Source organism: Lysobacter sp. yr284 (assembly GCF_900107375.1).
Classification (GTDB): domain Bacteria; phylum Pseudomonadota; class Gammaproteobacteria; order Xanthomonadales; family Xanthomonadaceae; genus Lysobacter.
This window is the reverse complement of the sequence record NZ_FNPT01000019.1, coordinates 15,784-38,746: the sequence shown is the minus strand read 5'-3', so window position 1 is coordinate 38,746 and position 22,963 is coordinate 15,784. Positions and strand designations below refer to the sequence as shown.

23 protein-coding genes are annotated in these 22,963 nt (G+C 72.1%); 20 read left to right on the top strand and 3 right to left on the bottom strand.

What is annotated here, in order from left to right; all coding sequences use genetic code 11:
- Positions 1-138: 138 nt before the first annotated feature.
- Positions 139-837 carry an AraC family transcriptional regulator gene (locus BLV01_RS20615; protein ID WP_091804632.1) on the top strand — a complete coding sequence of 233 codons (699 nt, stop codon included), beginning with the start codon at positions 139-141 and terminating at the stop codon, positions 835-837.
- A 99-nt stretch (positions 838-936) separates the two neighbouring features.
- The gene (locus BLV01_RS20610) at positions 937-2,205 is read left to right on the top strand and encodes a M23 family metallopeptidase (RefSeq protein ID WP_091804498.1); all 1,269 of its coding nucleotides are present in this window, start codon (positions 937-939) and stop codon (positions 2,203-2,205) included.
- Positions 2,206-2,257: 52 nt separating this feature from the next.
- Here BLV01_RS20610 and BLV01_RS20605 read toward each other — a convergent pair whose 3' ends face one another.
- Positions 2,258-3,613: a Gfo/Idh/MocA family protein gene (locus tag BLV01_RS20605; RefSeq protein WP_091804495.1), complete on the bottom strand. Its 1,356-nt coding sequence runs from the start codon at positions 3,611-3,613 to the stop codon at positions 2,258-2,260.
- 244 nt (positions 3,614-3,857) lie between these two features.
- On the opposite strand from BLV01_RS20605, the gene BLV01_RS20600 reads away from it, so the two are divergent.
- The 5 genes from BLV01_RS20600 (at position 3,858) to BLV01_RS20580 (ending at position 10,601) form a co-directional block, all read left to right on the top strand.
- Positions 3,858-5,069: a hypothetical protein gene (locus tag BLV01_RS20600; RefSeq protein WP_091804491.1), complete on the top strand. Its 1,212-nt coding sequence runs from the start codon at positions 3,858-3,860 to the stop codon at positions 5,067-5,069.
- A 202-nt stretch (positions 5,070-5,271) separates the two neighbouring features.
- On the top strand, positions 5,272-6,561 hold the full coding sequence (locus BLV01_RS20595) for an amino acid deaminase (protein WP_091804488.1): 1,290 nt from the start codon (positions 5,272-5,274) through the stop codon (positions 6,559-6,561).
- Positions 6,562-6,590: 29 nt separating this feature from the next.
- A complete protein-coding gene (locus tag BLV01_RS20590) occupies positions 6,591-7,463 on the top strand; it encodes a MurR/RpiR family transcriptional regulator (protein ID WP_217633554.1) in 873 nt (290 codons plus the stop codon).
- A complete protein-coding gene (locus tag BLV01_RS20585; RefSeq protein WP_091804482.1) occupies positions 7,460-8,605 on the top strand; it encodes a 2-dehydro-3-deoxygalactonokinase in 1,146 nt (381 codons plus the stop codon). Before BLV01_RS20590 ends, BLV01_RS20585 begins: the two co-directional genes overlap by 4 nt.
- A gap of 106 nt (positions 8,606-8,711) precedes the next feature.
- Positions 8,712-10,601 (top strand): glycoside hydrolase family 35 protein, encoded by a 1,890-nt coding sequence (locus BLV01_RS20580; RefSeq protein WP_091804479.1) that lies wholly within the window; start codon positions 8,712-8,714, stop codon positions 10,599-10,601.
- Positions 10,602-10,632: 31 nt separating this feature from the next.
- Here BLV01_RS20580 and BLV01_RS20575 read toward each other — a convergent pair whose 3' ends face one another.
- A complete protein-coding gene (locus BLV01_RS20575; RefSeq protein WP_254782710.1) occupies positions 10,633-11,217 on the bottom strand; it encodes a nuclear transport factor 2 family protein in 585 nt (194 codons plus the stop codon).
- A gap of 271 nt (positions 11,218-11,488) precedes the next feature.
- Positions 11,489-11,725 carry a hypothetical protein gene (locus BLV01_RS20570; protein WP_091804476.1) on the bottom strand — a complete coding sequence of 79 codons (237 nt, stop codon included), beginning with the start codon at positions 11,723-11,725 and terminating at the stop codon, positions 11,489-11,491.
- A gap of 693 nt (positions 11,726-12,418) precedes the next feature.
- Here BLV01_RS20570 and BLV01_RS20565 point away from each other — a divergent pair.
- Genes BLV01_RS20565 through fliE form a run of 13 tightly spaced genes read left to right on the top strand, consistent with a single transcriptional unit; the run spans position 12,419 to position 22,962 of the window.
- Positions 12,419-13,558, top strand: a complete 1,140-nt coding sequence (locus BLV01_RS20565) for a tetratricopeptide repeat protein (protein WP_091804473.1) — start codon at positions 12,419-12,421, stop codon at positions 13,556-13,558.
- A 28-nt stretch (positions 13,559-13,586) separates the two neighbouring features.
- Entirely contained in the window at positions 13,587-13,853 is a 267-nt protein-coding gene (locus BLV01_RS20560; protein ID WP_057949191.1) for a flagellar biosynthetic protein FliQ, read from the top strand.
- A 4-nt stretch (positions 13,854-13,857) separates the two neighbouring features.
- Entirely contained in the window at positions 13,858-14,610 is a 753-nt protein-coding gene (locus BLV01_RS20555; RefSeq protein WP_091804470.1) for a flagellar biosynthetic protein FliR, read from the top strand.
- Positions 14,607-15,671: an EscU/YscU/HrcU family type III secretion system export apparatus switch protein gene (locus tag BLV01_RS20550; RefSeq protein WP_091804467.1), complete on the top strand. Its 1,065-nt coding sequence runs from the start codon at positions 14,607-14,609 to the stop codon at positions 15,669-15,671. The genes BLV01_RS20555 and BLV01_RS20550 overlap by 4 nt, the downstream gene beginning before the upstream one ends.
- Positions 15,668-17,794, top strand: coding sequence for a flagellar biosynthesis protein FlhA (locus BLV01_RS20545; protein WP_091804464.1), 2,127 nt, complete (start codon positions 15,668-15,670; stop codon positions 17,792-17,794). Before BLV01_RS20550 ends, BLV01_RS20545 begins: the two co-directional genes overlap by 4 nt.
- A gap of 8 nt (positions 17,795-17,802) precedes the next feature.
- Positions 17,803-18,618 (top strand): flagellar hook-basal body protein, encoded by an 816-nt coding sequence (locus BLV01_RS20540; RefSeq protein ID WP_091804462.1) that lies wholly within the window; start codon positions 17,803-17,805, stop codon positions 18,616-18,618.
- Between the two features lie 3 nt (positions 18,619-18,621).
- Positions 18,622-19,389, top strand: a complete 768-nt coding sequence (locus tag BLV01_RS20535; RefSeq protein WP_091804459.1) for a flagellar hook-basal body protein — start codon at positions 18,622-18,624, stop codon at positions 19,387-19,389.
- 2 nt (positions 19,390-19,391) lie between these two features.
- Entirely contained in the window at positions 19,392-20,021 is a 630-nt protein-coding gene (locus BLV01_RS20530) for a hypothetical protein (protein ID WP_091804456.1), read from the top strand.
- A complete protein-coding gene (locus tag BLV01_RS20525) occupies positions 20,018-20,617 on the top strand; it encodes a flagellar basal body L-ring protein FlgH (protein ID WP_091804453.1) in 600 nt (199 codons plus the stop codon). The genes BLV01_RS20530 and BLV01_RS20525 overlap by 4 nt, the downstream gene beginning before the upstream one ends.
- Positions 20,618-20,622: 5 nt before the next feature.
- Entirely contained in the window at positions 20,623-21,780 is a 1,158-nt protein-coding gene (locus tag BLV01_RS20520) for a flagellar basal body P-ring protein FlgI (RefSeq protein WP_091804450.1), read from the top strand.
- Positions 21,781-21,818: 38 nt separating this feature from the next.
- Positions 21,819-22,184 carry a flagellar basal body rod protein FlgB gene (locus BLV01_RS20515; protein WP_091804447.1) on the top strand — a complete coding sequence of 122 codons (366 nt, stop codon included), beginning with the start codon at positions 21,819-21,821 and terminating at the stop codon, positions 22,182-22,184.
- 5 nt (positions 22,185-22,189) lie between these two features.
- Positions 22,190-22,651 carry a flagellar basal body rod protein FlgC gene (gene flgC / locus BLV01_RS20510; RefSeq protein WP_091804444.1) on the top strand — a complete coding sequence of 154 codons (462 nt, stop codon included), beginning with the start codon at positions 22,190-22,192 and terminating at the stop codon, positions 22,649-22,651.
- Positions 22,648-22,962 carry a flagellar hook-basal body complex protein FliE gene (fliE, locus tag BLV01_RS20505; RefSeq protein WP_217633553.1) on the top strand — a complete coding sequence of 105 codons (315 nt, stop codon included), beginning with the start codon at positions 22,648-22,650 and terminating at the stop codon, positions 22,960-22,962. The genes flgC and fliE overlap by 4 nt, the downstream gene beginning before the upstream one ends.
- Position 22,963 lies beyond the last annotated feature (1 nt).

Genomic DNA, 22,963 nt, shown 5'->3' with positions numbered 1-22,963 from the left:
CGATGCGGAATTCGGCACAATGGCCGGTGCGGTTGCCGGCATAATCGGCAGGGTCTCCGCTGCCTGTCCGCCGCCTCCGCCATGGCCACCGCCCTGCCCGCGCTCCAGCCCGATCCGGTGCGGATCGACGCCGAACTGATGCAGACCCTGTGCGACGCGCTCGCCGACGTGGTGTTCTTCGTCAAGGACGAAGCCGGCCGCTACACCCACGCCAACCTGACCCTGGTGCGGCGGCTCGGACTGAAGCGGCGCGAGGAGGTGATCGGCCGCGACGTCGCCGAAGTGTTCCCGGCGCGGCTGGCCGCGCGCTACGCCCAGCAGGACCGGCGCGTGCTCGACGGCGGCACGATCGAGAACCAGCTGGAAGTGCACCTGTATCCGAACCGCCGCCCGGGCTGGTGCCTCACCGGCAAGCGGCCGCTGGCGCTGCCCGGCGGCGGCCACGGCCTGGTCGGGCTGTCGCGCGATCTCGGTGCGCCGGACGGGCGCGATCCCACCTACGAACGGCTGCGGCGGGTGCTGGAGCACATGCAGGCGCACTACGCCGGGCCGCTGCGCATCGCCGCGCTGGCGCGGCTGGCGGACCTGTCGGTGGCGCAGCTGGAGCGGCATTTCCAGCGCGTGTTCCAGCTCACCCCGCAGCAGAGCCTGACCCGGCTGCGGATCGAGGCGGCGATGCGCGAGCTGTGCGGCGACGCCAGCATCGCCGAGGTCGGGCTGGCCTGCGGCTTCACCGACCAGAGCGCGTTCGCGCGCCAGTTCAAGGCGATGGTCGGGATGGCGCCGCGCGATTACCGCGCGCTGCACCGCGACGGCAAGTGGAGTCCGATCGGCTGAGCGCGGGCGGGCATACGCGGCGGGCGAAGTGCGGCGGCTCGCGCGGCTGCGCTAGCATCGCCACTGGCCCGCGCCGCCCGGCGCCTTCCGGTAGTGCCGATGAGCGCCGTCCCGACCCATGCCGTTCCGTTCGGCGCCGAACCGCAACGCCGTGCCGCCCCCGCCGTAGTCCGCGCCGTCGCGCTGTCGTGCGCGTTCGCGCTGTCGGCGGCGCTGTGGTCGCCGGCCGCATCCGCCGCGCCCGTGCCGGCCGCGCAACAGGCGCCGGTGGAAGCGCGCATCCCGTGGGCGCCGGCGCCGGTGACCGCCACCGACGGCCGCGCGCATCTGGCCTACGAGCTGCACCTGAGCAACTTCTATCGCGCCACCGGGACCTTGCGGCTGGTCGGGCTGGAGGTCTACGCCGACGACGCGGCGACGCCGCTGGCGCGGTTCGAGGGCGAGGCGCTGCGGCGCCTGGACGCGACGCCCGCGCCCGAGCAAGGGCAAGCGGCCAAGGACCTCGCCATCGACGGCGGCCAACGCACGGTGCTGTTCGTCTGGCTCGACCTGCCCGCCGGCGCGCCCGCGCCGAAGGCGCTGCGCCATCGCATCGAATTCGTCGACGCCCACGCCAAGCGCAGCTGGATCGACGGCGCGCCGGTGACGCTGTCGACGGCCGCGCCGATAGTGTTGGGCCCGCCGCTGGCCGGCGGCGCGTGGATGGCCTACGAAGGCCCGTCGAACGCGCAATCGCACCATTGGGGCAGCGTGGTCGCCGCCAACGGCGAGGCCACGATCCCGCAGCGCTATGCGCTGGACCTGATCGGCCTGGACCGGCACGGCCGCGCGGTCGACGCGCACGGCGGCGAACTGGCCAAGACCCGCCACCGCGACTGGTTCGGCTACGGCGCGCCGGTGCTGGCGGTGGCCGACGGCGTGGTCCGCGCCGCCCGCGACGGCCAGGCCGAGCGCGCGCCGCTGTCGCCGCAGCCCGAACCCGCCGCGCTCAGCGCCGACGAGCTATACGGCAACTACGTGATCCTGCAAATCGCGCCCGCGGTGTACGTGCACTACGCTCACTTGATCCCCGGCAGCGTCGCGGCCAAGGCCGGCGAGCGCGTGCGCCGCGGCCAGGTCATCGGCCGCCTCGGCCAGTCCGGCAACAGCGGCGGGCCGCACCTGCATCTGCACGTGTCCAACGCGGCTACCTTCGAACAATCCGAAGGCCTGCCGTTCGTGTTCGAGCGCTTCGACGCGATCGGCCGGCGCAGCATCGGCCAGGCGCTGGCGCAATCGCCGGACCCGGCCTACGCGCCGGCGCCGCAACCGCGCCGCGCGCAGATGCCGCTGGACGGCGACGCGATCGGCTTCGATCCGCCGCGCTGAGGCGCGCGGCGCGGCGCCGCCGTCGCGCGGACGGCGGCGCGGACGCTCGGCCTCAGTAGACCTCGCCGAAGGCGAAGATCGGCTTGCGGTCCTTCCACTTGCCGTCGGTGAAGTCCGGGAATTCGAGCGTGCGGTGCTCGGCGATGGACTGCTCCGACAGCGGCGTGATCGCGCTCCAGGCGACCGCGTCGAAGATGTCGATCGGCATCGGCGCGCCGGCCTTGAGCGCCTCGACGAAGGCGTTGATCACGAACCAGTCCATGCCGCCGTGGCCGGCGCCGGCGGCGGTGGCGCCGTGGCGCTTCCACAGCGGGTGATCGTACTGGTCCAGCCACACGTCGGCCTTGTCCCACTCGTGCGGCTTGCTCTTGCCTTCGATGTGGATCGAGTCGTTGACGTCCATCCACAGCCCGTCGGTGCCCTGCACGCGGAAGCCCAGCGAGTACGGACGCGGCAGCGAGGTGTCGTGCTGCAGCACGATGGTCTCGCCGTTGGCGCAGGCGATCTGGGTGGTGACCAGGTCGCCGAGCTTGAACTTCACCTTGGCGTTGGGATGGTCCGCGCCGCCCTTCTTGACGATGTAGTCGTGCAGCCCGCGCGGCTTGCTCGACATCGCGCTCAGATACGTGAAGCGGTTGCCGCGATGGATGTTGACCGCCATCGCGCAGGGGCCGATGCCGTGGCTCGGATACAGGTCGCCGTCGCGCTCGACCGAATGCTCGGTGCGCCAGCGCGCTTCCGACCACCCCTTCGGCCCGAACTCCACGCCGCTGCCGTAGGGCTGGTCGGGGTTGCCGTTGTTGAACTTCACCGCGCGCAGGTCGTGCTGGTAGCCGCCCTGCAGGTGCACCAGTTCGCCGAACAGGCCCTGGCGCACCATGTTGAGCACGGCCAGCACGTCGCGGCGGTAGCACACGTTCTCCAGCAGCATGTACGGCGTGCCGGTCTTGAGCTGGGTGCGCAGCACCTGCCAGTGATCGTCGAGCGTGATGCCGGCGACCACTTCGCAGCCGACCGCGATGCGCGCCTGCATCGCCGCGATCGCCATCGGCGCGTGGTACTCCCACGGCGTGGCGACGATCACGCCGTCCAGGCCGCCCTTGGCCAGCATCTTGCGGTACGCATCGACGTCGCCGCCGTCGCCGTAGGTGGCGGGCTTGGGCTTGCCGGCCTTGTCGATCATCGCCAGCGCGCGGCCGAGCATGATCGGCTCGATGTCGCACAGCGCGACCACCTCGACATCGTCGCGGCGCACCAGTTCCTTGAGCAGGACCTGGCCGCGCATGCCGGTGCCGATCATGCCCAGGCGCAGCTTGGAGCGCGTACGCGCGAGCGCCGGGGCGAACGCGTTGGCGGCGAGCAGGGTGCCGGCGGTCGCGGAGTTGGCGATGAAGTCGCGTCGGTTCATGCGGGTGCCTCGGTGGATGCGGTGCGGTGGAAAGAGGGATCGTGCGGTGCGCACGGGCGCGGGCGGAAATCGAAATATTTGGCCCGGAAAATCTTTCTAATTTCTTTCGATAAAATATATTACGAGTATCCGGGATGCATTTTGCGCCGCACAATGTGGCATAAGTATCGAATTCATTAGGATGCACCGGTAAGCCCTGGGCAATATCGAAAGCTATCGCTTGAAAACCACAAGGAATCGAAAGATGTTGCTCGGCCGCCCACCCGCGCTGCGCTCGCTCTACGTCTATCCCTGGGACGTGGCCTCGCAGGGCGCGCGCGAGTTCGCCGCGCAGGCGCTAGCACTGGGCATGACCGCAGCGACCTTGGCCCTGGGCGGCCGCGCCGGCAAGTTCGTCAGTCCGCAGCATCGCGGCTGCCGGGTGGTGTTCGCCGAAGAAGGCGCGGTCTGCTTCGAGCCCGATCCGCGCGGCTATGGCGAGATCGCGCCGGTCGCCCACAGCGATCCGGCGCTGCGCCACGTGGTCGAGGATCTCGCCGCCGACGGCCGCCTGCAGCTGCGCGCGAAGCTGCCGCTGCTGCACAACGCCCGCCTCGGCGCGCAGCATCCGCTGCACGTGGTGCGCAACGCCTGGGGCGACGCCTATGCCCACCACCTGTGCCCGTCCTCGCCGGCGGCATTGGAGTACGCGCTGGCGCTGAGCGCCGACTGCGCGCGCCTGCCGCTGCGCGGGCTGGTGCTGGAAGCGCCGAACTGGCTGTCCTATGCGCACGGCCACGAGCGCGGCTTCGCCCAGGCGCGCGGCAACCTGTGGCTGGAGGCGCTGCTGAGCCTGTGCTTCTGCAGCCACTGCCGGCAACGCGCCAGCGCGGCCGATCTCGACGCCGACGCGCTGGCGGCGCGGGTGCGCGCGCGCGTCGACGCTTACCTGGCCGCGCCGGTCGACGCCGCGCCCGACCAGGCCGCGGCGTGGCTGCTGGCCGACCTGCTGGAGATGCCGCAACTGGCGGCGTACCTGGCGTTGCGGCAGGCGCACGTGGCCGAGGCGGTCGCGGCGATCCGCGCGCGCTTGCCGCGCGACCGCGAAGTCTGGGCGATCGCCACCACCCGCCGGCCGACCGCGAACGCCTGGCTCGAAGGCAGCCGGCTCGCCGCGCTGGCGCGCGCCTGCGACGGCGTGGAAGTGCCGTTCTACGAAACCGACCCCGCGCGCGTGGCCGCCGACGCGTTCGACACCGTGCAGCGCGTCGGCGATCCGGCGCGGGTGCGCGCGATCCTGCGCCCCGGCGACGACGCCGGCATCGGCGCCGCGCTGGCGGCGGTGCAGGCCGCGGGCATCGCCGATGTCGGCTTCTACAACTACGGCCTGCTGCGTCCGCACCGGTTGCAGGCGCTGGCCGCGGCGCTGCGCGCCGAGCCGGCCGGCGGCGCGAACCTGACGGCCGGCGCGGCATGAACGCGCCGCGGCCGGCTGCGATCATCGGCGCCGCCGCGATCGTCGCGCGCGCCGCGTCCTGGCGCGCGCGCACAGACCCACCGCCGCGCGCATCGGATCATCGGCGACGGCGCAGCCGCACCGCCTGCGCCGCGCCGGCCGCGCGCGCGTTCGCCCGCGCGGCCGCATTCCCCGCCCCACCGCCAGCGGTCCGGAGACGACCATGAACCAGGCATTGCGCGCGCTGCACACCCAGACCCTGCTGCCCGGCGTCAAAGGCCTGCCGCTGCAGGCGCCGTTGCGGCAGGACCGGATCGCCGCGCAGGGCTATTGCGTGCTCGACGGCCGCCTGTCGTATCCGGTCGCGGTGCTGCGCCAGTCCACGCTCGATCACAACCTGAGGTGGATGCGCGAGTTCGCCGAACGCGCCGGCGCGCTGCTGGCGCCGCACGGCAAGACCACGATGAGCCCGCAGCTGTTCCAGGCCCAGCTCGACGCCGGCGCCTGGGCGATCACCCTGGCCACGGTCCCGCAGCTGCGGGTGGCGCACCGCTTCGGCGTCCGCCGGGTGCTGCTGGCGAACCAGCCGGTGGCCTATGCCGACATCGAAAGCCTGGCCGCGCTGCTGCGCGAAGACGAAGGCTTCCAGGCCTGGGTGCTGGTCGATTCCAGCGCCGGCGCGGCGCGCTTGAACCAGGTCATGCGCGAACACGCGCCGCAGCGGCGGCTGCCGGTGCTGGTGGAACTGGGCCTGGCCGGCGGCCGCACCGGCGCGCGCGGCAGCGACGCCGCGCTGGCGCTGGCGCGCGAAGTCGCCGCCGCCCCGCACCTGCGCCTGGCCGGCATCGAAGGCTACGAGGGGCTGTGGACTGGCGCCGATCGCGCCGCCGACCTGCAACGCGTGCATGGCCTGCTCGCGCAGATGCTCGAAGCGACCCGCCGCTGCGACCAGGCCGGCCTGTTCGACGGCGAGGACATCCTGATCAGCGCCGGCGGCTCGGCCTACTTCGACCTGGTCGCCGACGCGTTCGCCGGCCTCGACGGCCTGTCGCGGCCGCTGCGCCGGGTGCTGCGCTCGGGCTGCTACCTGACCTCCGACCACGGCATCTACCACGGGCTGCAACAGGAGATGCGCACCCGCCACGGCGCCGAGTTCCGCCACGGCCTGCAACCGGCGCTGGAACTGTGGGCGATGGTGCAGTCGCGGCCCGAACCCGGGCTGGCGCTGCTGACCCTGGGCAAGCGCGACGCGTCCTACGACGTCGAACTGCCGCGCCCGCTGCAGTGGCACCGTCCCGGCGAACCGGCGCCGTGGCCGCTGCGCGAGGCGCGCATCGCCCGCATGAACGACCAACACGCCTACCTGGAACTGCCGCCCGAACACCCGCTGCGGGTCGGCGACCTGGTCGCCGTCGGCATCTCGCATCCGTGCACCACCTTCGACAAATGGCCGTTGATGCTGCTCAGCGACGACAGCTACCGCATCGTCGGCGCGATCAACACCTTCTTCTGACCGGCCCCGCCAATGAGGAGCGCACCCTCGTGTCCGACAACCTGATCCCGGCGATCCGCGGCGCGTTGGACGCGCTGCGCCCCGCCGAACGCAAGGTCGCCGCCGTGGTCCTGGCGGAACTGGATTTCGCCGCCGGCGCCAGCATCCGCGAACTGGCCGCGCGCGCCGGCGTGTCCGAACCCAGCGTGACCCGCTTCAGCCGCGCGGTCGGCTGCGGCGGCCTGCGCCAGTTCAAGCGCCAGCTCAGCCACAGCCTGGCCGCCGGCGTGCCCTACCAGGCGGTCACCATCGACACGCGCGACGGCGCGGCGCTGCTGGTGCGCAAGGTCTGCGACAGCATCGCCGCGGCGCTCGAGGAGATGCGCGAACGCACCGATCCGGCCGCGCTCGACGCCGCCGCGGCGCTGGTCGCCGGCGCGCGCCGGGTGTGCTGCATCGGCGCCGGCCCGGGCTGCGCGGCGGTCGCACAGGAAGCCTGCCTGCGTCTGCAACGCCTGGACATCGCCGCCAGCGCGCACAGCGACGGCGAATCGCAGCGGCTGGCCGTGGGGATGCTCGGCGCGCAGGACGCGGTGCTGGCGATCTCGCTGTCCGGCCGCAGCGCGGAAATCGCCGACTGCGTGCGCATCGCCAGGCGCCAGGGCGCGCGCGCGATCGCGTTGACCGCGGCCGGCACGCCGTTGAGCCGCGACGCCGACGTGCCCCTGCTGTTGCCGCCGTCGAGCGCGGCCGCGCCGTACTCGCCGGGCGTGGCGCAGCTGATGCAGTTGGCGCTGGCGGACATGCTCGCCATCGCGGTGGCGTTGCGCCAGCAACCGGCGGTGCGCGAGAAAGCGCGGCGCGCCTCGGTCGAACTCGATCGCGCGCGATCGGCGGGCGCGCCGGGGAGCGCGCGCGCATGAGCCTGCACGCACCCGCGCCGACGAACGCCGTTGCCGCCGCCCGCGCGATCGGCCCCGCGCCGCGCGCCGGCGTGGACCTGCAGCGCGCGCCGGCGCACGGCCTCGACCCGGACGGCGCGCGCGCGGCGGCGGCGCTCGGCTTGCGCGGCCGCGCCGACGACGCCGCAGCGGCGCCCGCCATCGGCAGCCGCGCGGCCGCGACGCGCACGCCGCCAGGCCCGCAGATCGCCCTGATCGGCGTGGACTGGGGCCCGACGCGGGTGCGCGCGCACGCCTTCGACAGCCACGGCGGCGTGCTCGCCACCCGCGACAGCGCGCACGGCATGGCCGCGCTCGCCAGCGCGGACGAATTCTCCGCCGCCCTGGACGAACTGCTCGGCGCCGACCTGGACGACGGCCGCGCGCCGATCCTGCTGGCCGGCATGGTCGGCGCGCGCCACGGCTGGCAGGAAGCGCCGTATGCCGCGTTGCCGGCCGACGCCGCCGCGATCGCGGCGATGTTGCAGCCGCTGCGCTTCCGCGGCCGTCGCGCGGCGATCGTGCCGGGCGTGTGCGGCCCGGCGGTCGCCGCATTCGGCATCGACCCGGCCCGCGCCGGCTTCGCCGATGTGATGCGCGGCGAAGAGACCCAGGCGCTGGGCGTACCGCCCGGCACCGCGCGCGCGGTCGCGCCGGGCGCGCACAGCAAATGGCTGCGCCTGCGCGCCGGCGCCGTGGTCGGATTCTCCAGCTACCCGACCGGGGAACTGTATTCGCTGCTGCTCGAGCGCAGCCTGCTCGGCCGCGGCCTGCCGGCGCAGGCCTGGTCCGAGCGCGGCTTCGCCCTCGGCCTGGACACGGCGCGCGCGCAGCCGGACTGGCTGCACCAGTTGTTCGGCGTGCGCGCCCGCCACGTGCGCGACGCCGCGCCGGCCGAGCAATTGCCGGCGTTCCTGTCGGGCTTGCTGATCGGCTACGAATGCCTCGCCGCGCAGGCCGCCGATCCCGACGACGGCGAAGTCGCCATCGTCGGCGATGCCCGGCCGGCGGCGATCTACGCGCAGGCGCTGCGCCGCTACGGACAGGCGCACTACATCGTCGAAGGCGACACCGCCTTCTGCCACGGCCTGTGGCGCATCGCCCGCGCGGCCGGATACGCATGAGCGCGGCTGCGCAAGCGCGGCACCGGCCTGCCGCGCAGGCTCCCACCCTGCGATCCGGGCGCGCGGCCCGGATCGCGCGAACGCCCAACCTCGCCCGGAGTGTCCGATGAAGATCCCGCACCGCCTCGCCGCCCTGGCCGTCGCGCTCGCCCTGACGGCCGCGTCCGGCGCCGGCGCGGCCAGCGCCGCAACGCCGCGCTTCGCCATCGACGGCGACCGCTTCGTGCTCGACGGCAAGCCGCACCTGATCCGCTCCGGCGAGATGCACTACCCGCGCATCGCGCGCGCGTTCTGGCGCGAACGCCTGCGCCAGGCCCGCGCGATGGGGCTCAACACCGTCACCACCTACGTGTTCTGGAACCTGCACGAGCCCGAGCCGGGCCGGTTCGACTTCAGCGGCAACCTCGACATCGCCGCCTTCATCCGCACCGCCAAGGAAGAAGGCCTGGACGTGATCGTGCGTCCCGGCCCCTACATCTGCACCGAGCTGGACTTCGGCGGCTTCCCGGCCTGGCTGCTGCGCACGCCGGGCCTGCGCGTGCGCAGCATGGACCCGCGCTATCTCGCCGCCGGCGAGCGCTACCTGCGCCGCGTCCACCAGGAACTGGCGCCGCTGCTGAGCAGCCGCGGCGGGCCGATCCTGATGATGCAGATCGAGAACGAATACGGCTCCTACGGCCGCGACCGCGACTACATGCGGACGGCCAAGCGGCAGATGATCGACGCCGGCTTCGACCTGCCGCTGTTCACCTCCGACGGCGCCGGCCCGCAGTATTTCGAGGGCGGGCCGCTGCCCGACGTCGCCGCGACGATCAACTTCGACGGCGACGTCGCCGACGCCGAAGAAGCGTTCGCCGCGCTGCGCGAGTTCCGCCCGCACGGCCCGCGCATGGTCGGCGAATACTGGGCCGGCTGGTTCGACCATTGGGGCGAGCGGCACCACACCACGCCGCCGCAGCGCGCGGCCTCGACCGTGGACTGGTTCCTGGCCCGCGGCATCTCGTTCAACCTGTACATGTTCCATGGCGGCACCAGCTTCGGCTGGATGGCCGGCGCCAACTACAACCGCGACGCGCCCTACCAGCCCGACACCACCAGCTACGACTACGATGCGCCGGTCGACGAAGCCGGCCGGCTGACGCCGAAGTACCGCGCGCTGCGCGAGACCATCGCCCGCCACCTGCCCGCGGGCGAGACCTTGCCGGCGCCGGTGGAGACCGCGACGCCGACGGTCGCGGTGCCGCGTTTCGAACTGCGCGAATCGGTGGCCCTGTTCGACGCCCTGCCGGCGCTGAGCGCGCCGGTGCGCGCGCAGCTGCCGCGCAACATGGAGGCGCTGGAGCAGAACTACGGCTTCGTGCTGTATCGCGCCACGGTGCCGGACGGCGCGCGCGGCAAGCTGGCGGTGGACGAGGTGCGCGACTACGCCAACGTGTTCGTCGATGCGGCCGCGGCCGGCACGCTGGATCGCCGCTTCGGCGAGCGCGAACTGGCGGTGGATCTCAAGCCGGGGGCCCGGCTCGATCTGTTGGTCGAGAACATGGGCCGGATCAACTTCGGCACGCGCCTGGACGAAGAGCGCAAGGGCATCACCCGCTCGGTGCGCGTGGGCGGCAAGGAGGTGCTGGACTGGACCCACTATCCGCTGCCGCTGTCGGACCTGGGCCGGCTGCGCTTCGAACGCGCCGCCGCCGCGCGGCCGGGCCCGGCGTTCTGGCGCGGCGAGTTCCGCCTGGGCGGCGCGCCCGGCAACACCTTCCTCGACACCCGCGGCTGGGGCAAGGGCCACGCCTGGGTCAACGGCCACCACCTCGGCCGCTACTGGAAGATCGGCCCGCAGCAGACCTTGTTCGTGCCCGCGCCGTGGCTGCGCGCGGGACGCAACGAGGTGATCGTGCTCGACGTGGAAGGCGGCGCGGCGACGCGCAGCCTGCAAGGGCTGGCCGATCCGGTCTACGACACCGCGCCGGGGGCGCTGGAGCCGCGCAAGCGCTGAGCGCGCGAGGACACGCGCGCGCCGCGCCGGCTCAACGGCCCGGCGCCGGCTCGGGTCGCGCCGCGGGCTCGGGCAGCGGGCGGTGCGCATAGCTCAGCGCGCGCGTCACCCGCCACTGCTCGCCGTCGCGGCGCCAGACCATGACGAACTCGCCGCGGCCGTGGCAGGCGCCGCCATCGGGCTTGCAGAAACGGTGCTCGCCGATTTCCATCACGCCGAAACCGGGAATCGGATAGGCGCGCAGGCTGCCGGCCACCAGCTCGCGGCGGAACTTGCCGCAGACGTTGCGGCGCACGCTGTCGACCAACGCCTCGCGGGTCCAACTGACGCCGCCGAGGTCGTGATAGAACTCGACCTTCTCGTCGAACAGCGCGGCATGGCGCGCGAGCTGGGCCGGATCGGTGCAGCGGTTGAACGAGTCGAACAACTGCGCATCCAGCCCGGCGACCAGTTCGTCCAGCGCCGCGCCCTGCGGCAGCGCCGCTTCGGCCGGCGCGGACGCGCCTTCGGCGTCGGCGGGCTTGGCGGCCGCATCGGCCCAGGCCGCTTGCGGCGACGCCGCGGCCGCGCACACCACCATCGCGGCCAACGCCGCCTTGCCTGCGAAACCCAACATCGCCACGCCTCCATCGTTGCGGTCGCCGCAGCCTAGCGCGGCCCGGCGATGCGGACCGCGGGGCGGAGGTCACCCTGTCTTTTGGCCTGTGCGCGCGCAGCCGGCCCCGGCGCCGCATCGCGCGCCCATCGTGGCGGCCGCGGTTGCGATGTGGAAACCGCGCATGCCGGCCTGCGGATCACGCGCGAGCGCGCAGCCGGGCGGCTCGCTCCGGCAAGACCCGTCGCGGCCAAGCGCGTCGCTTCGATGGCGCGAGCTTCGGCCGCGCGCCTCAAGCCGCCGGCGTGTCGCCGCGCGCATCGTCGTTGGCCTGCGCCGACGCGCCGTCCTCGACGATGGCCTTGCGGATCTCCGCCAGCATCGGCAACAGGTTGTAGAACGAATTCGCCACCGCCTTGCGGCCCAGCGCGGTGTAACGGTCGCCTTCGCTGAGGGCGAAGAACGTCGCCTCGCGGATGGCCTGGATCGCGCGGTCGGCTTGTGCGGCGGAAACGGATTGGGTGCTCATGGCGGGCCTTCGTCGCGATGTGCGAGGACGATGCGTCCAGCCTAGCCGAGCCCCGATGCACTGCCTGCGACGGCGGCCCGGATTATGCCGGCGCGGACGGCGGCGACGGATCGGCGTTGGGCTGGCGATCAGTTTCGTTCTCTGCGACGCAACGATGGGACGCTGCGCTTGCACCGACCGACGCGCCAACGCGCCAAGGCCGCGACAGCGGACAACGGTGCGCAGCGAACGAGCACCTGCATGAACGAGCGCCGACGAACGACCCACGCAGCGACCGGCATCGATGCGCCATGCGCGTCCTCGGCGCATCGGCGCGGCATCCGCCATGGGCCGCGAGGGCGATGCCTGAAGCAGCTGAAGCGCGGGGCGCAACCGGTGGCCGTCGAGCCGGCTCCGTTGCGCTCGGACGCATGCGGCGGCGGCGGCATCGGATCGGCCGGCGCGGCCAGGCACAGCGGCTCCGGTCGTCTGGCGTCACAAAATCTAACGCCAGATAAACGGCATTTAGTCACAAATTTGTTCTCCAATCGTCAAGTTATTGATCCTAAATAGAAAACAATCAGGACAAAGAACGTATATGAACTACGATTGGGATCACATTTACTCGATCCGAAAAGTTACGATAGCGTCAAAGCGTTGCGCTTTAACTTTTTATTCACATTTGTGAAACCCGGTACAAGGACGCACGGATCAATGAGCGCAGCTCCCGATTTCGCCGCTCTCACGGCGCGGCACCAGCGCCTGCAGCAGTACCTGCAGGCCGACCCGGACAACCTCGGCCTGCTCGCCGACGCTGCCGCCGCCGCCTTCGACGCCCGCCACCTCGACGAGTGCGACGCGCTGATCGCGCGCTATGCGCGCCACGCCGCGCCGACGCCGTCGCTGCGCAACCTCGCCGGCCTGTCGGCGATGTCGGCCAGCCGCTTCGACGAGGCCGAGACCCAGTTCGCCGGCCTGCTGGCCGAGTTCGACGATCCGCAGCTGCGCTTCAACCACGCCTATGCGGTGGCGATGCAGGCGCGCTACGAACAGGCGCTGGACGGGCTCGACGAGGCCGTGCTGGAACAGGTCGCCGAAGCGATCCGGCTGAAGATGCTGTGCCTGTACCACCTCGGCCGGCTCGACCAGGTCGTCGAACTCGGCGAGCGCTACGCGCAGCATCCGCAGGCCGGCGAACAAGTGCGCGGCCTGCTCGCCACCGCGCTGTTCGACGCCGACGACTTCGAGCGCGCCCAGCACTACGCCGCGCTCGCGCCCGACTCGGTCGGCGGCCTCACCGTTCAGGGCCTGCTGGCGCTGAACGAGGACGACACCGCGACCGCGCGGCAACGCTTCGCGCGCGCGCTGGAAGCCGATCCGGCCAGCGGCCGCGCCCAGCTCGGCGAAGGCCTGGCCTGCCTGGCCGATCACGACTTCGCCGCGGCCGCGCCGCGGCTGGACCGCGCCGCGACGCTGCTGCGCAGCCACGCCGGTTCCTGGCTGTCGGCCGGTTGGGCCTACCTGATGGCCGGGCAGCCGGCGCAGGCGCGCGAGCGTTTCGAGCGCAGCCTGCAGACCGACCGCGGCTTCGCCGAAGCCACCGGCGCGCTGGCCGTGGTCGACGCCTTCGAAGGACACGACGAGCAGGCGCGCCACCGCGCCGAAGTCGCCCTGCGCCTGGACCCGGACTGCCTGTCGGCGACCTACGCCCGCAGCCTGCTGCTGGCGCGCGGCGGACGCGAGCAAGAAGGCGCCGCGCTGTACCAGCAGATGCTGCAGCGCCCGCTCGGCGAAGACGGCCCGAGCATCGCCCAGTTGATCGCGCGCCGTGCCTCGCACGGCGCGCGCGACTGAGCGGCCGCGACCGTCCACAGGGGGACCCATGTCGGCCGACCAAGCGCTGCAGCTGATGGAACAGCTGTTCTGGAACAGTTTCCTGATCGCCTCGCCGATCCTGATCGCGACGCTGCTGGTCGGCGTGTTGATCAGCATCGTGCAGGTGGTGACCCAATTGCAGGAGATGAGCCTGAGCTACGTGCCCAAGCTGGGCGTGGCGGTGGTGATCGTGGTCGTGCTCGGCAGTTGGATGCTCGGACGGCTCACCGGTTTCGCCACCGAGCTGTTCAAGAGCATCGCCAACCTGGGCTGACGCGATGAACGCCTATGTCGCCGCGATCGCCCTGCTGACCCTGCGGATCGGGCCGGTGTTCGTGCTGTCGCCGCCGTTCTCGCTGGTGCGCGTGCCGCAACGGGTGCGGGTGTGCCTGGTGCTGGCGCTGGCCGCGCTGCTGGCGCCGGTGCTGCCGATGGCGCTGCCGGCGAGCGAAGGCGCGTTCGTGCTGTCGGCGCTGTCGGAAGTGCTGATCGGCCTGACCTTCGCGGTGGCGCTGCAGATGGCCTTCGCCGCGCTGTCCTTCGCCGGGCGCGTGCTCGACGTGCAGGCCGGCTACGGCCTGGCGCTGGTGATCGACCCGTCCACGCGCGCGCAGTCGCCGCTGTTCGGCACGATCTTCTCGCTGGCCGCGGCGGCGATCTTCTTCGCCAGCAACGGCCACCTGGAGCTGGTGCGGGTGCTGGCCGCCAGCGCCCACGCCATGCCGATCGGCTTGCCGGTGATGGCCGGCACGCCGCAGGCCCTGATCGGCTACCTGGGCCTGCTGATGAGCACCGCGTTCGGCGCGATCGCCGCAGTCACCGTCACCTTGTTCCTGATCGACCTCACCATCGCCCTGCTCTCGCGCGCGCTGCCGCAGATGAACGCGTTGATGCTCGGGCTGCAGGTCAAGACCATCGCCACCCTGGTGATGCTGACGCTCTCCGCCGGCCTGCTGGCGCCGGTGGCGCTGCGGCTGATCCGCCACGCGCTGGACTTCATGGCCGCGCTCGGCCCGGGAGGCGCGCCGTGAGCGAGAGCGACCTCAACAAATCCGAACAGGCCACGCCGTACAAGCTCGAGCAGGCGCGCAAGAAGGGCATGATCGCCAAGAGCCAGGAACTGGGCCTGGTGGTGGCGCTGGCCTGCGCGGCCGGCTATCTGTACGTGCGCGGCGACCTGTTGTTCGCCCGCCTCGGCGCGCTCAACGCGCGCGCGCTGGCCGAAGCCGCCGCGCTCGACGGCGGCGGCCGCGCGCTGCTGCACTGGCTGCAGCGGCTGATGCTGGAGACCGTCGCCGCGATCGCGCCGCTGATCGGCGTGATCGCGCTCGGCGCGCTGGTCGCCAGCCTGGCCCAGACCGGCCTGCTGTTCGCGCCGGCCGCGGTCAAGCCCGACCCGTCCAAGCTCAACCCGATGCAGGGCCTCAAGCGGGTGTTCTCGCTGCAGACCCTGATCGAAGCGGCCAAGGCCTGCTTCAAGATGCTGGTCTACAGCGGCCTGTGCCTGCTGCTGATCTGGCAGGTCGCGCGCACCCTGGCCGACGCCGACCGCAACGCCGCCGGCATCGCCCTGTCGCTGTCCTCGCTCGGCCTGAAGCTGCTGCTGTGGTTCCTGTTCGCCGCGGCGGTGTTCGCCGCGATCGACCAGATACTGGTGCGGCGCATGTTCGCCCGGCGCATGCGCATGAGCAAGCACGAGGTCAAGCAGGAACACAAGCAGCGCGAAGGCGACCCGCGCATCAAGCAGCGGCGCAAGCAGCTGGCGCGCGAACTGCTGCAGCGCGCGCAGAGCATGCGCAACGTGCGCGGCGCCGACGTGCTGGTCACCAACCCCACCCACTACGCCATCGCGCTGAAGTACGAGCCGACCAAGATGCTTGCACCCACCATCGTCGCCAAGGGTTCCGGCGAGTTCGCCCTGCGCCTGCGCAAGCTGGCCTTCGTCTACGGCGTGCCGGTGGTCGAATCGCGCGCGCTGGCGCGGCAGCTGTTCCACAAGACTCCGCTGGAACGCGAGGTGCCCGACGGGCTGTACCGCGACGTGGCCCAGCTGTACCTGCGCCTGCGCCGCGGCGCGGAGGCGCGCGCATGACCGCGCTCGCCTCCAAGACCTGGCTCGGCAAGCTCGGCCGCCACGCCGACCTGGCCCTGGTCGGCGCGGTGCTCGGCATCCTGCTGATCCTGTTCATCCCGATCCCGCCGGCGCTGCTGGACCTGCTGATCCTGGTCAACTTCGCCTTCGCCCTGTCGATCCTGCTGATGACGTTCTACGTCGCCCGCCCGGTCGACTTCTCCACGTTCCCCTCGTTGCTGCTGATCGCCACCTTGTTCCGGCTGGCGCTGAACATCGCCGCGACCCGCCTGATCATGTCCGGCGCCGATGCCGGCAACGTGATCCATTCGATCGGCGACTTCGTGGTGCGCGGCAACTACGTCATCGGCCTGATCGTGTTCTTCATCCTGATCGTGGTCCAGTACGTGGTCGTCACCGCCGGCGCCCAGCGCGTGTCGGAAGTGGCCGCGCGCTTCGTGCTCGACGCGATGCCCGGCCAGCAGATGAGCATCGACGCCGACCTCAACATGGGCCTGATCGACCAGGACGAGGCCAAGCGCCGGCGCAAGGAACTGGAAAAGGAAGCCGGCTTCTACGGCTCGATGGACGGCGCCAGCAAGTTCGTCAAGGGCGACGCCATCGCCGGCATCGTGATCCTGCTGATCAACATCTTCGGCGGCTGGGCGGTCGGCGTGGCGCAGATGGGCATGCAGTGGCACGACGCGCTGCGCACCTTCACCCTGCTGACCATCGGCGACGGCATCGTCACCCAGGTGCCGGCGCTGGTGATCTCGGTCGCCACCGGCATCATCGTCACCCGCTCCTCGTCCGACAACGAGCTCAGCGCCGAAGTGGTGCGGCAGATGGTGCGCTTCCCGAAGATCCAGCTGATGGTGGTGCTGGCGCTGATGGGGCTGTTGCTGCTGCCGGGCATGCCGAAGTGGCCGCTGCCGATCCTGGCGGCGGTGGCGCTGGCGATCTGGCTGCTGCTGCGCAAGATCCAGCGCGCCGCCAAGAGCGAGCCGGCCGCCGAAGCCGAAGACGCGCCGGCCGACGCCGCCGCGGCCGGCGCGGTGGCGCCGATCGAGATCGCATTCGGCCCGGCCCTGGCCGCGGCCTGGCTGCCGATGCGCAGCGTGCTGACCGACCGCATCGCCTCGTTCCGCAAGCACTATTCCAAGGACATGGGCGTGAGCGTGCCGGCGGTGACCTTCCGCGAGGAAGCGATGCCCGGCGCTGAGGACTACCGCATCTACCTGTTCGGCGACCGCTACGCCGACGCCACCGTGCACGCCGACAAGACCCTGGCGATCCACGCCTCGGACAAGGCCGGCAAGCTCGCCGGCGTCGCCACCAAGGACCCGGCGTTCGGCCTGCCGGCGGTGTGGATCGACAACGAACAGGCCGCGCAGGCGCGCCAGCTCGGCTACACCCCGATCGATCCGGTGACGGTGCTGACCACGCACGCGATCGAGGTGATCAAGGCCAACATCGCCAGCCTGCTGACCCGCGCCGAGACCATGGCCATGCTCGAGAGCGTGCGCGCGCGCCAGCCGGGGCTGGTCGAGGAACTGGTGCCGAACGTGCTCGCGGTCAGCGACGTGCAGCACGTGCTGCAAGGGCTGCTGGAAGAGAGCGTGTCGATCCGCAACATCGACCTGATCGTCGAGGTGCTGGCCGACAGCGGCCGCCACGAGAAGGACCCGGCGCGGCTGGTCGAGGCGATCCGCCGCCGCCTGGGCCACGGCATCTGCCGCGCGCTGCAGGGCGAGCGCGACACGCTGTCGGTGCTGACCCTGGATCCGGCGGTGGAGAACCGCATGCTGCAGAGCCTGGCCCAGGCCGGCGACGCCAGCCACGGCTTCGTGCTCGATCCGCGCCTGGCCGAGAGCTTCCTGGCGCGGCTGCTCAAGCTCAACGAAGCGATGATGCGCAAGAACCTGTCGCCGGCGCTGCTGTGCCGGCCGGAGATCCGCCGCGCGCTGCGCCAGTTCAGTCGCCGCGTCGCCCCGCGCCTGGCGGTGCTGTCGATGAGCGAGATCCCGCATTCGATCAGCCTGACCTCGTTCGGCACCGTCGGCGCCGAGCTGCCGCCGGCGCCGGCCGATGCGCCCGCGCCCGCGCCCGCCGCGCCCGTCTCCTTCAAACCCGTCGCCGCCTGAGGATCGCCATGGACAACCTGATGCTGACGGCCACCCAGATGATCGCGCGCGAATCCCAGCGCGTGGAGGTCTCGGCCAACAATATCGCCAACGTCGCCACGCCCGGCTTCAAGCGCGAACTCGCCTTCCACAGCGTGCTCGGCGCGCAGGCCGCGCAGCAACTGCAGCAGCAGGCGCTCGACGCCGCCGCCGGCGTCGCGCCGGAGCCGGAACCGGCGCTGCGCGAAGGCGCGGCGCAGGCGCCGGCGGCGACCCGCGCGATGCAGCGCGCGACCGATTTCGCCGCCGGCAAGCTGCAGCACACCGGCAACCCCTACGACCTCAGCGTGACCGGCCCGGGCTTCCTGCAGTTGGCGACCGAGCGCGGTTTCGTCTACGCGCGCACCGCCGCGCTGCACCGCGACGGCGAAGGCCGCCTGGTCACCGCGCAGGGCTGGCGCCTGCAGGCCGCCGGCGGCGGCGACGTGAGCGTGTCGGGCGAGGACTGGAAGCTCGAGCGCGACGGCACCGTGGTCGACGCCGGCAATCCGGCCAGCGCGGTGCGGCTGGTCGAGTTCGACCAGATCGAACGCCTCACCCGCGCCGGCGGCAACGCCTTCGCCGCGCCGGACGATGCGCGCATGAGCGAACGCCAGCCCGGCGCGCAAGGCGCGGCGCTCGCCAGCGCCGTGCAGCAGGGTTACCTGGAAGCGGCCAACGTTTCGGTCGGCGACGACATGGTCCAGATCATGGAAGCGATGCGCCGCATCGAATCCGCACAGAAGCTCGTCCATGCCTACGACGACATGGTCGGCAGCGCACTGCAACGCCTCGGAGGCATGTAAGCGATGAACGGAATTTTCTATATCGGCGCGACCGGCCTGGACGCGCAGGGCAAGGCGGTGGAGACGGTGGCCAACAACGTGGCCAACATCAACACCGCCGCCTACAAGCGCGGCACGGTGTCGTTCTCCGAGTTGCTCAGCGCCGATGCCGCCGGCGCCAGCGACGCCGACAGCGTCAAGCGCGTCTCCGCCGGGGTCATGGCCAACCCGACCCTGCACGTGTTCGCCCAGGGCGACCTGCGCCCGACCGGCAACGACATGGACATCGCCGTGCAGGGCGAGGGCTTCCTGGAACTGGCCGGCGGCGACGGCCGCACCACGCTGTGGCGCGGCGGCACCCTGCGCATCGGCGCCGACGGCTTCCTCGCCGCCGCCAACGGGCTGCCGCTGGCGTCGATGATCGCGGTGCCGGCCGACGCCGAGGCGATCCACATTTCCAAGACCGGCGCGGTCACCGCCACGATCCGCAACGAGCGCATTCCGGTGGAGATCGGCCAGATCGAGCTGGCGGTGCCGTCCGACCTGCAGCGCATGGAATCGCTCGGCGACGGCCTGTACGCGCTGCCCGACGACGCGCTGTCGGTGACCCGCTCGGTGCCGGGCGAGGACAAGGCCGGGCTGGTCGCGCAAGGGTTCAGCGAAGCCTCCAACATCAAGCTCGCCGACGAGATGGTCAGCCTGATGATCTACCAGCGCGCCTACGCGTCCAGCGCGCGGCTGGTGCAGATCGGCGACGAGCTGATGGGCATCGCCAACGGGCTCAAGCGCTGAGCATGGCCGCCGTCGCGCCCCTGCCGTCTTCGCCGCGCCTGCGCGCCGCGCTGCTGCTCGTCCTCGCCGGCGCGCCGGCGGCGGCGATCGCGGGCGTGCGCCTGGACCGCGTCGACAGCGCCGCCGCGGCCGTTGCCGCCGACGCCAGCGCGCCGCGCGCGGCAGCATCCGACGCCGCCGCGCCGCAACCCGCGGGAGCACGCGACTGCATGCGCGTGCTGCGCGCGGTCGCGCGCGGCCAGGCCTTCGTCGCCGCCGACCTGCGCCGCGAGCGCTGCGGCCGCGAGGACACCGTGCTGCGCGCGCACTACGACCGCGACGCCGGGCTGGTGCGCGCGCCGGCCGATCTCGCCGCCGGCGCGGCGATCGCGCCGGTCGCGCCGACCCTGCTCGCCGATCTGCGCCGCGGCGACAAGGTCGCGCTCATCTACCGCGACGGCGCCATCGCACTATCGCGCGGCGGCGTCGCCGCGCGCGACAGCAAGGCCGGCGCGCCGGTGCGCGTCGCCCTCGCCGACGGCGCGGTCGTGACCGCGCCGGCTTCCGCCGCCGAACCCGCCTCCGCGCCTGCGTCTTCGTCTGTTTCGCCTTTGTCTCCTTCGTCTTCGTCCGGCCCCGGGGAAACGCCATGAACCGCCGCAACCGCGCACCGCTGGCCGGCGCGCTGCTCGTCCTGTCGATCGCCGCGCCCGTCGCCGGGCCCGCCATCGCCGCCGACCTGTATCGCGAGGAAACCTTCCAGCCGCTGACCTCCGACCGCCGCGCCCAGCGCGTCGGCGACCTCGTCACCATCCTGGTCTACGAGAACTCCAGCGCGCGCAACACCGCCGACACCACCACCAAGACCGACGTCGCCATCGGCGGCAACATCAAGACCCTGGGCGACACCAGCTCCGACTTCAGCGTCGGCCTGGGCGACCGCTACGGCGGGCGCGGCCAGATCCAGCGCTCGGGCAACCTGCTCGCGCAGATCAGCGCCACCGTCACCGGCACCTATCCCAACGGCGACCTCGCCATCTCCGGCGAGCAGCGCATCAACATCAACGGCGAGAAGACCCAGATCCGCCTGACCGGCAAGGTCCGCCCCAACGACATCGGCCAGAACAACACCGTGCTGTCCAGCCGCATCGCCGATGCGCGCATCGACTACACCGGCGACGGCTACGTCAGCGACCGCACCAAGCCCGGCCTGATCCCGCGCATCCTCGGCTGGCTGGGCCTGTGGTGAACCTCATGAATCCGAACTTCGCCCTCGCCAGACACACCCTCGCCGCGCTCGCCCTCGCCGTCGCGCTGGCCTTCGCCGCGCCCGCCGCATGCGCGGCCGAAGACGCCGCCGCCGGTTCGGTCCGGCTCAAGGACCTGGGCCGCTTCCTCGGCCGCCGCGACAACATGCTGGTCGGCTACGGCATCGTCACCGGCCTGGCCGGCTCGGGCGACGCGCCGCGCAACCAGGCCACCCGCCAGGCGATGCAGAACCTGCTCTCGCAGTTCGACCTGACCGTGCCGCTCGATCAGATCCAGAGCCGCAACGTGGCGATGGTGATGATCACCGCAACGCTGCCGGCCACGTCCAACATCGGCGACAAGATCGACGTCAACGTCACCTCCACCGGCGACGCGCGCAGCATCGCCGGCGGCACCTTGATCATGAGCGCGCTGCGCGGCCCGGACAAACGCACCTACGCGCTGGCGCAGGGCCCGGTCACCGTCGGCGGCTACCGCTTCGACGGCAACGGCAACCTGCGGCAGAAGAACCATCCCACGGTCGGGGTGGTCTCCGAAGGCGGTACGGTCGAGGTGCCGGTGCGCGCGCAGATCGCCGCGCGCGACGGCCGGGTGGACTACGTGCTCAAGAACAGCGACGCGGTCACGTCCGAGCGCATCGCTGCGCGCATCAACCAGGCCTTCGGCGCCGGCGCCGCGGTGTCGCTGGACCCGGAAACCGTGCGCATCCGCGCGCCGCAGGACCCGGGCCGGCTCAACGCCTTCGTCGCCTCGATCGAGGCGCTGTCGGTGGTGCCCGACGTGGCCTCGCGGGTCATCATCAACGAACGCACCGGCACCGTCGCCGCCGGCGGCGACACCCGCATCTCGCCGGTGACGATCTCGCACGGCGACCTGCGCGTGTCGATCGACACCGAATACACCGCCTCGCAGCCCAACTTCATCGGCGTCGCCGACGATTCGGTGCGCAGCCTGATCGTCGGCAACAGCCGCCTGGACGTGGACGACAGCGGCCAGCGCGTCGCCCAGACCTACAAGCAGACCACGGTGGCCGAGCTCGTCGCCAGCCTCGCCCGCGCGCGGGTCGGCACCCGCGACGTGATCGCGATCCTCCAGGCGATCAAGGCCGCCGGCGCGTTGCACGCCGACCTGGTCGTCCAGTAACCCAACGCCATCGCCGCACCAACCCACAGGGGAACACCATGACATCGCCGGTACTCGAAGCGATCGTAAGCAAGGCCCTGGACGGCCTGCACCTGCGCGAGATCGCCACCGCGCACAACGTCGCCAACGCCTCCTCGCCCGGCTTCGTGCCGGTGCGGGTGAGCTTCGAAGGGCAGCTGCAGGAACTGGCCCACGCCACCGCCGCGCTGGCGCCGCAGCAGCGCGCCGCCGAACTCGCCGCGCTGCAGCCGTCGGTGGCGGCATCGGCCGACCCGGCCGAGCGCAGCGTCAAGATCGACCAGGAAGTCGCCATCGCCTCGGAGACCTCGGCGCGCTACGCGATGCTGATCGGCATGCTCAACCGCAGCCTGCAGATCCAGCAGCTGGCGATCCGCGGGAGCTGACGGCCATGAGCGATACGCTTTTCGCCATCGCCCGCTCCGGCATGGACGTCGAACGCCTGCGCATGGAAGTGATCGCGCAGAACCTGGCCAACGCCAGCTCGGCGCGCGGCGCCGGCGTGGAGGGCTACCAACCCGTGCGGCTGGTGTCCGGGCCGAACGCGGCCTCGGGCTTCGAGCAGGCGCTCGGCGACGCCGCGCGCGGCTACACCGTGCACGCGCCGGGCGCGCTCGCCGGCGTGCGCAGCTACGGCGTGCAGGCCACCGCCGCGCCGCCGCGGATCGTGCACGAACCGGCCAACCCGCTGGCCGACCGCGACGGCAACGTCGCCTACCCCGGCGTCGACCACGCCGGCGAGATGGCGCTGATGGTGCAGACCCAGCGCGTCTACGAGGCCAACGTGGTCATGTACAACTCCGCGCGCAGCATGTTCATGCGCGCCATGGACATCGGAGGCAACAGCCCGTGAGCATCGACGCCATCGCCGCGCTGAGCGCGGCCCAAGCGGCCGTCGCCGCGCCCCAGGCCGCCGCAGCGGCGGCCGCCCCGCCGGCCGCCGGCCAGGACTTCGGTTCGATGTTGCTGGCCAACCTCATGCACGCCGATGCCTCGGTGCAGGCCGCCGAAAGCGCCGTGCAGGCCTTCGCCCTCGACGGCCAGGCGCCGCCGCACCAGGTCATGCTCGCGCTGGAAGAGGCGCGCATGTCGCTGCATTTCGCCCTGCAGGTGCGCAACCGCCTGGTCGAGGGTTACCAAGAACTGATGCGCATGCAGCTCTGAC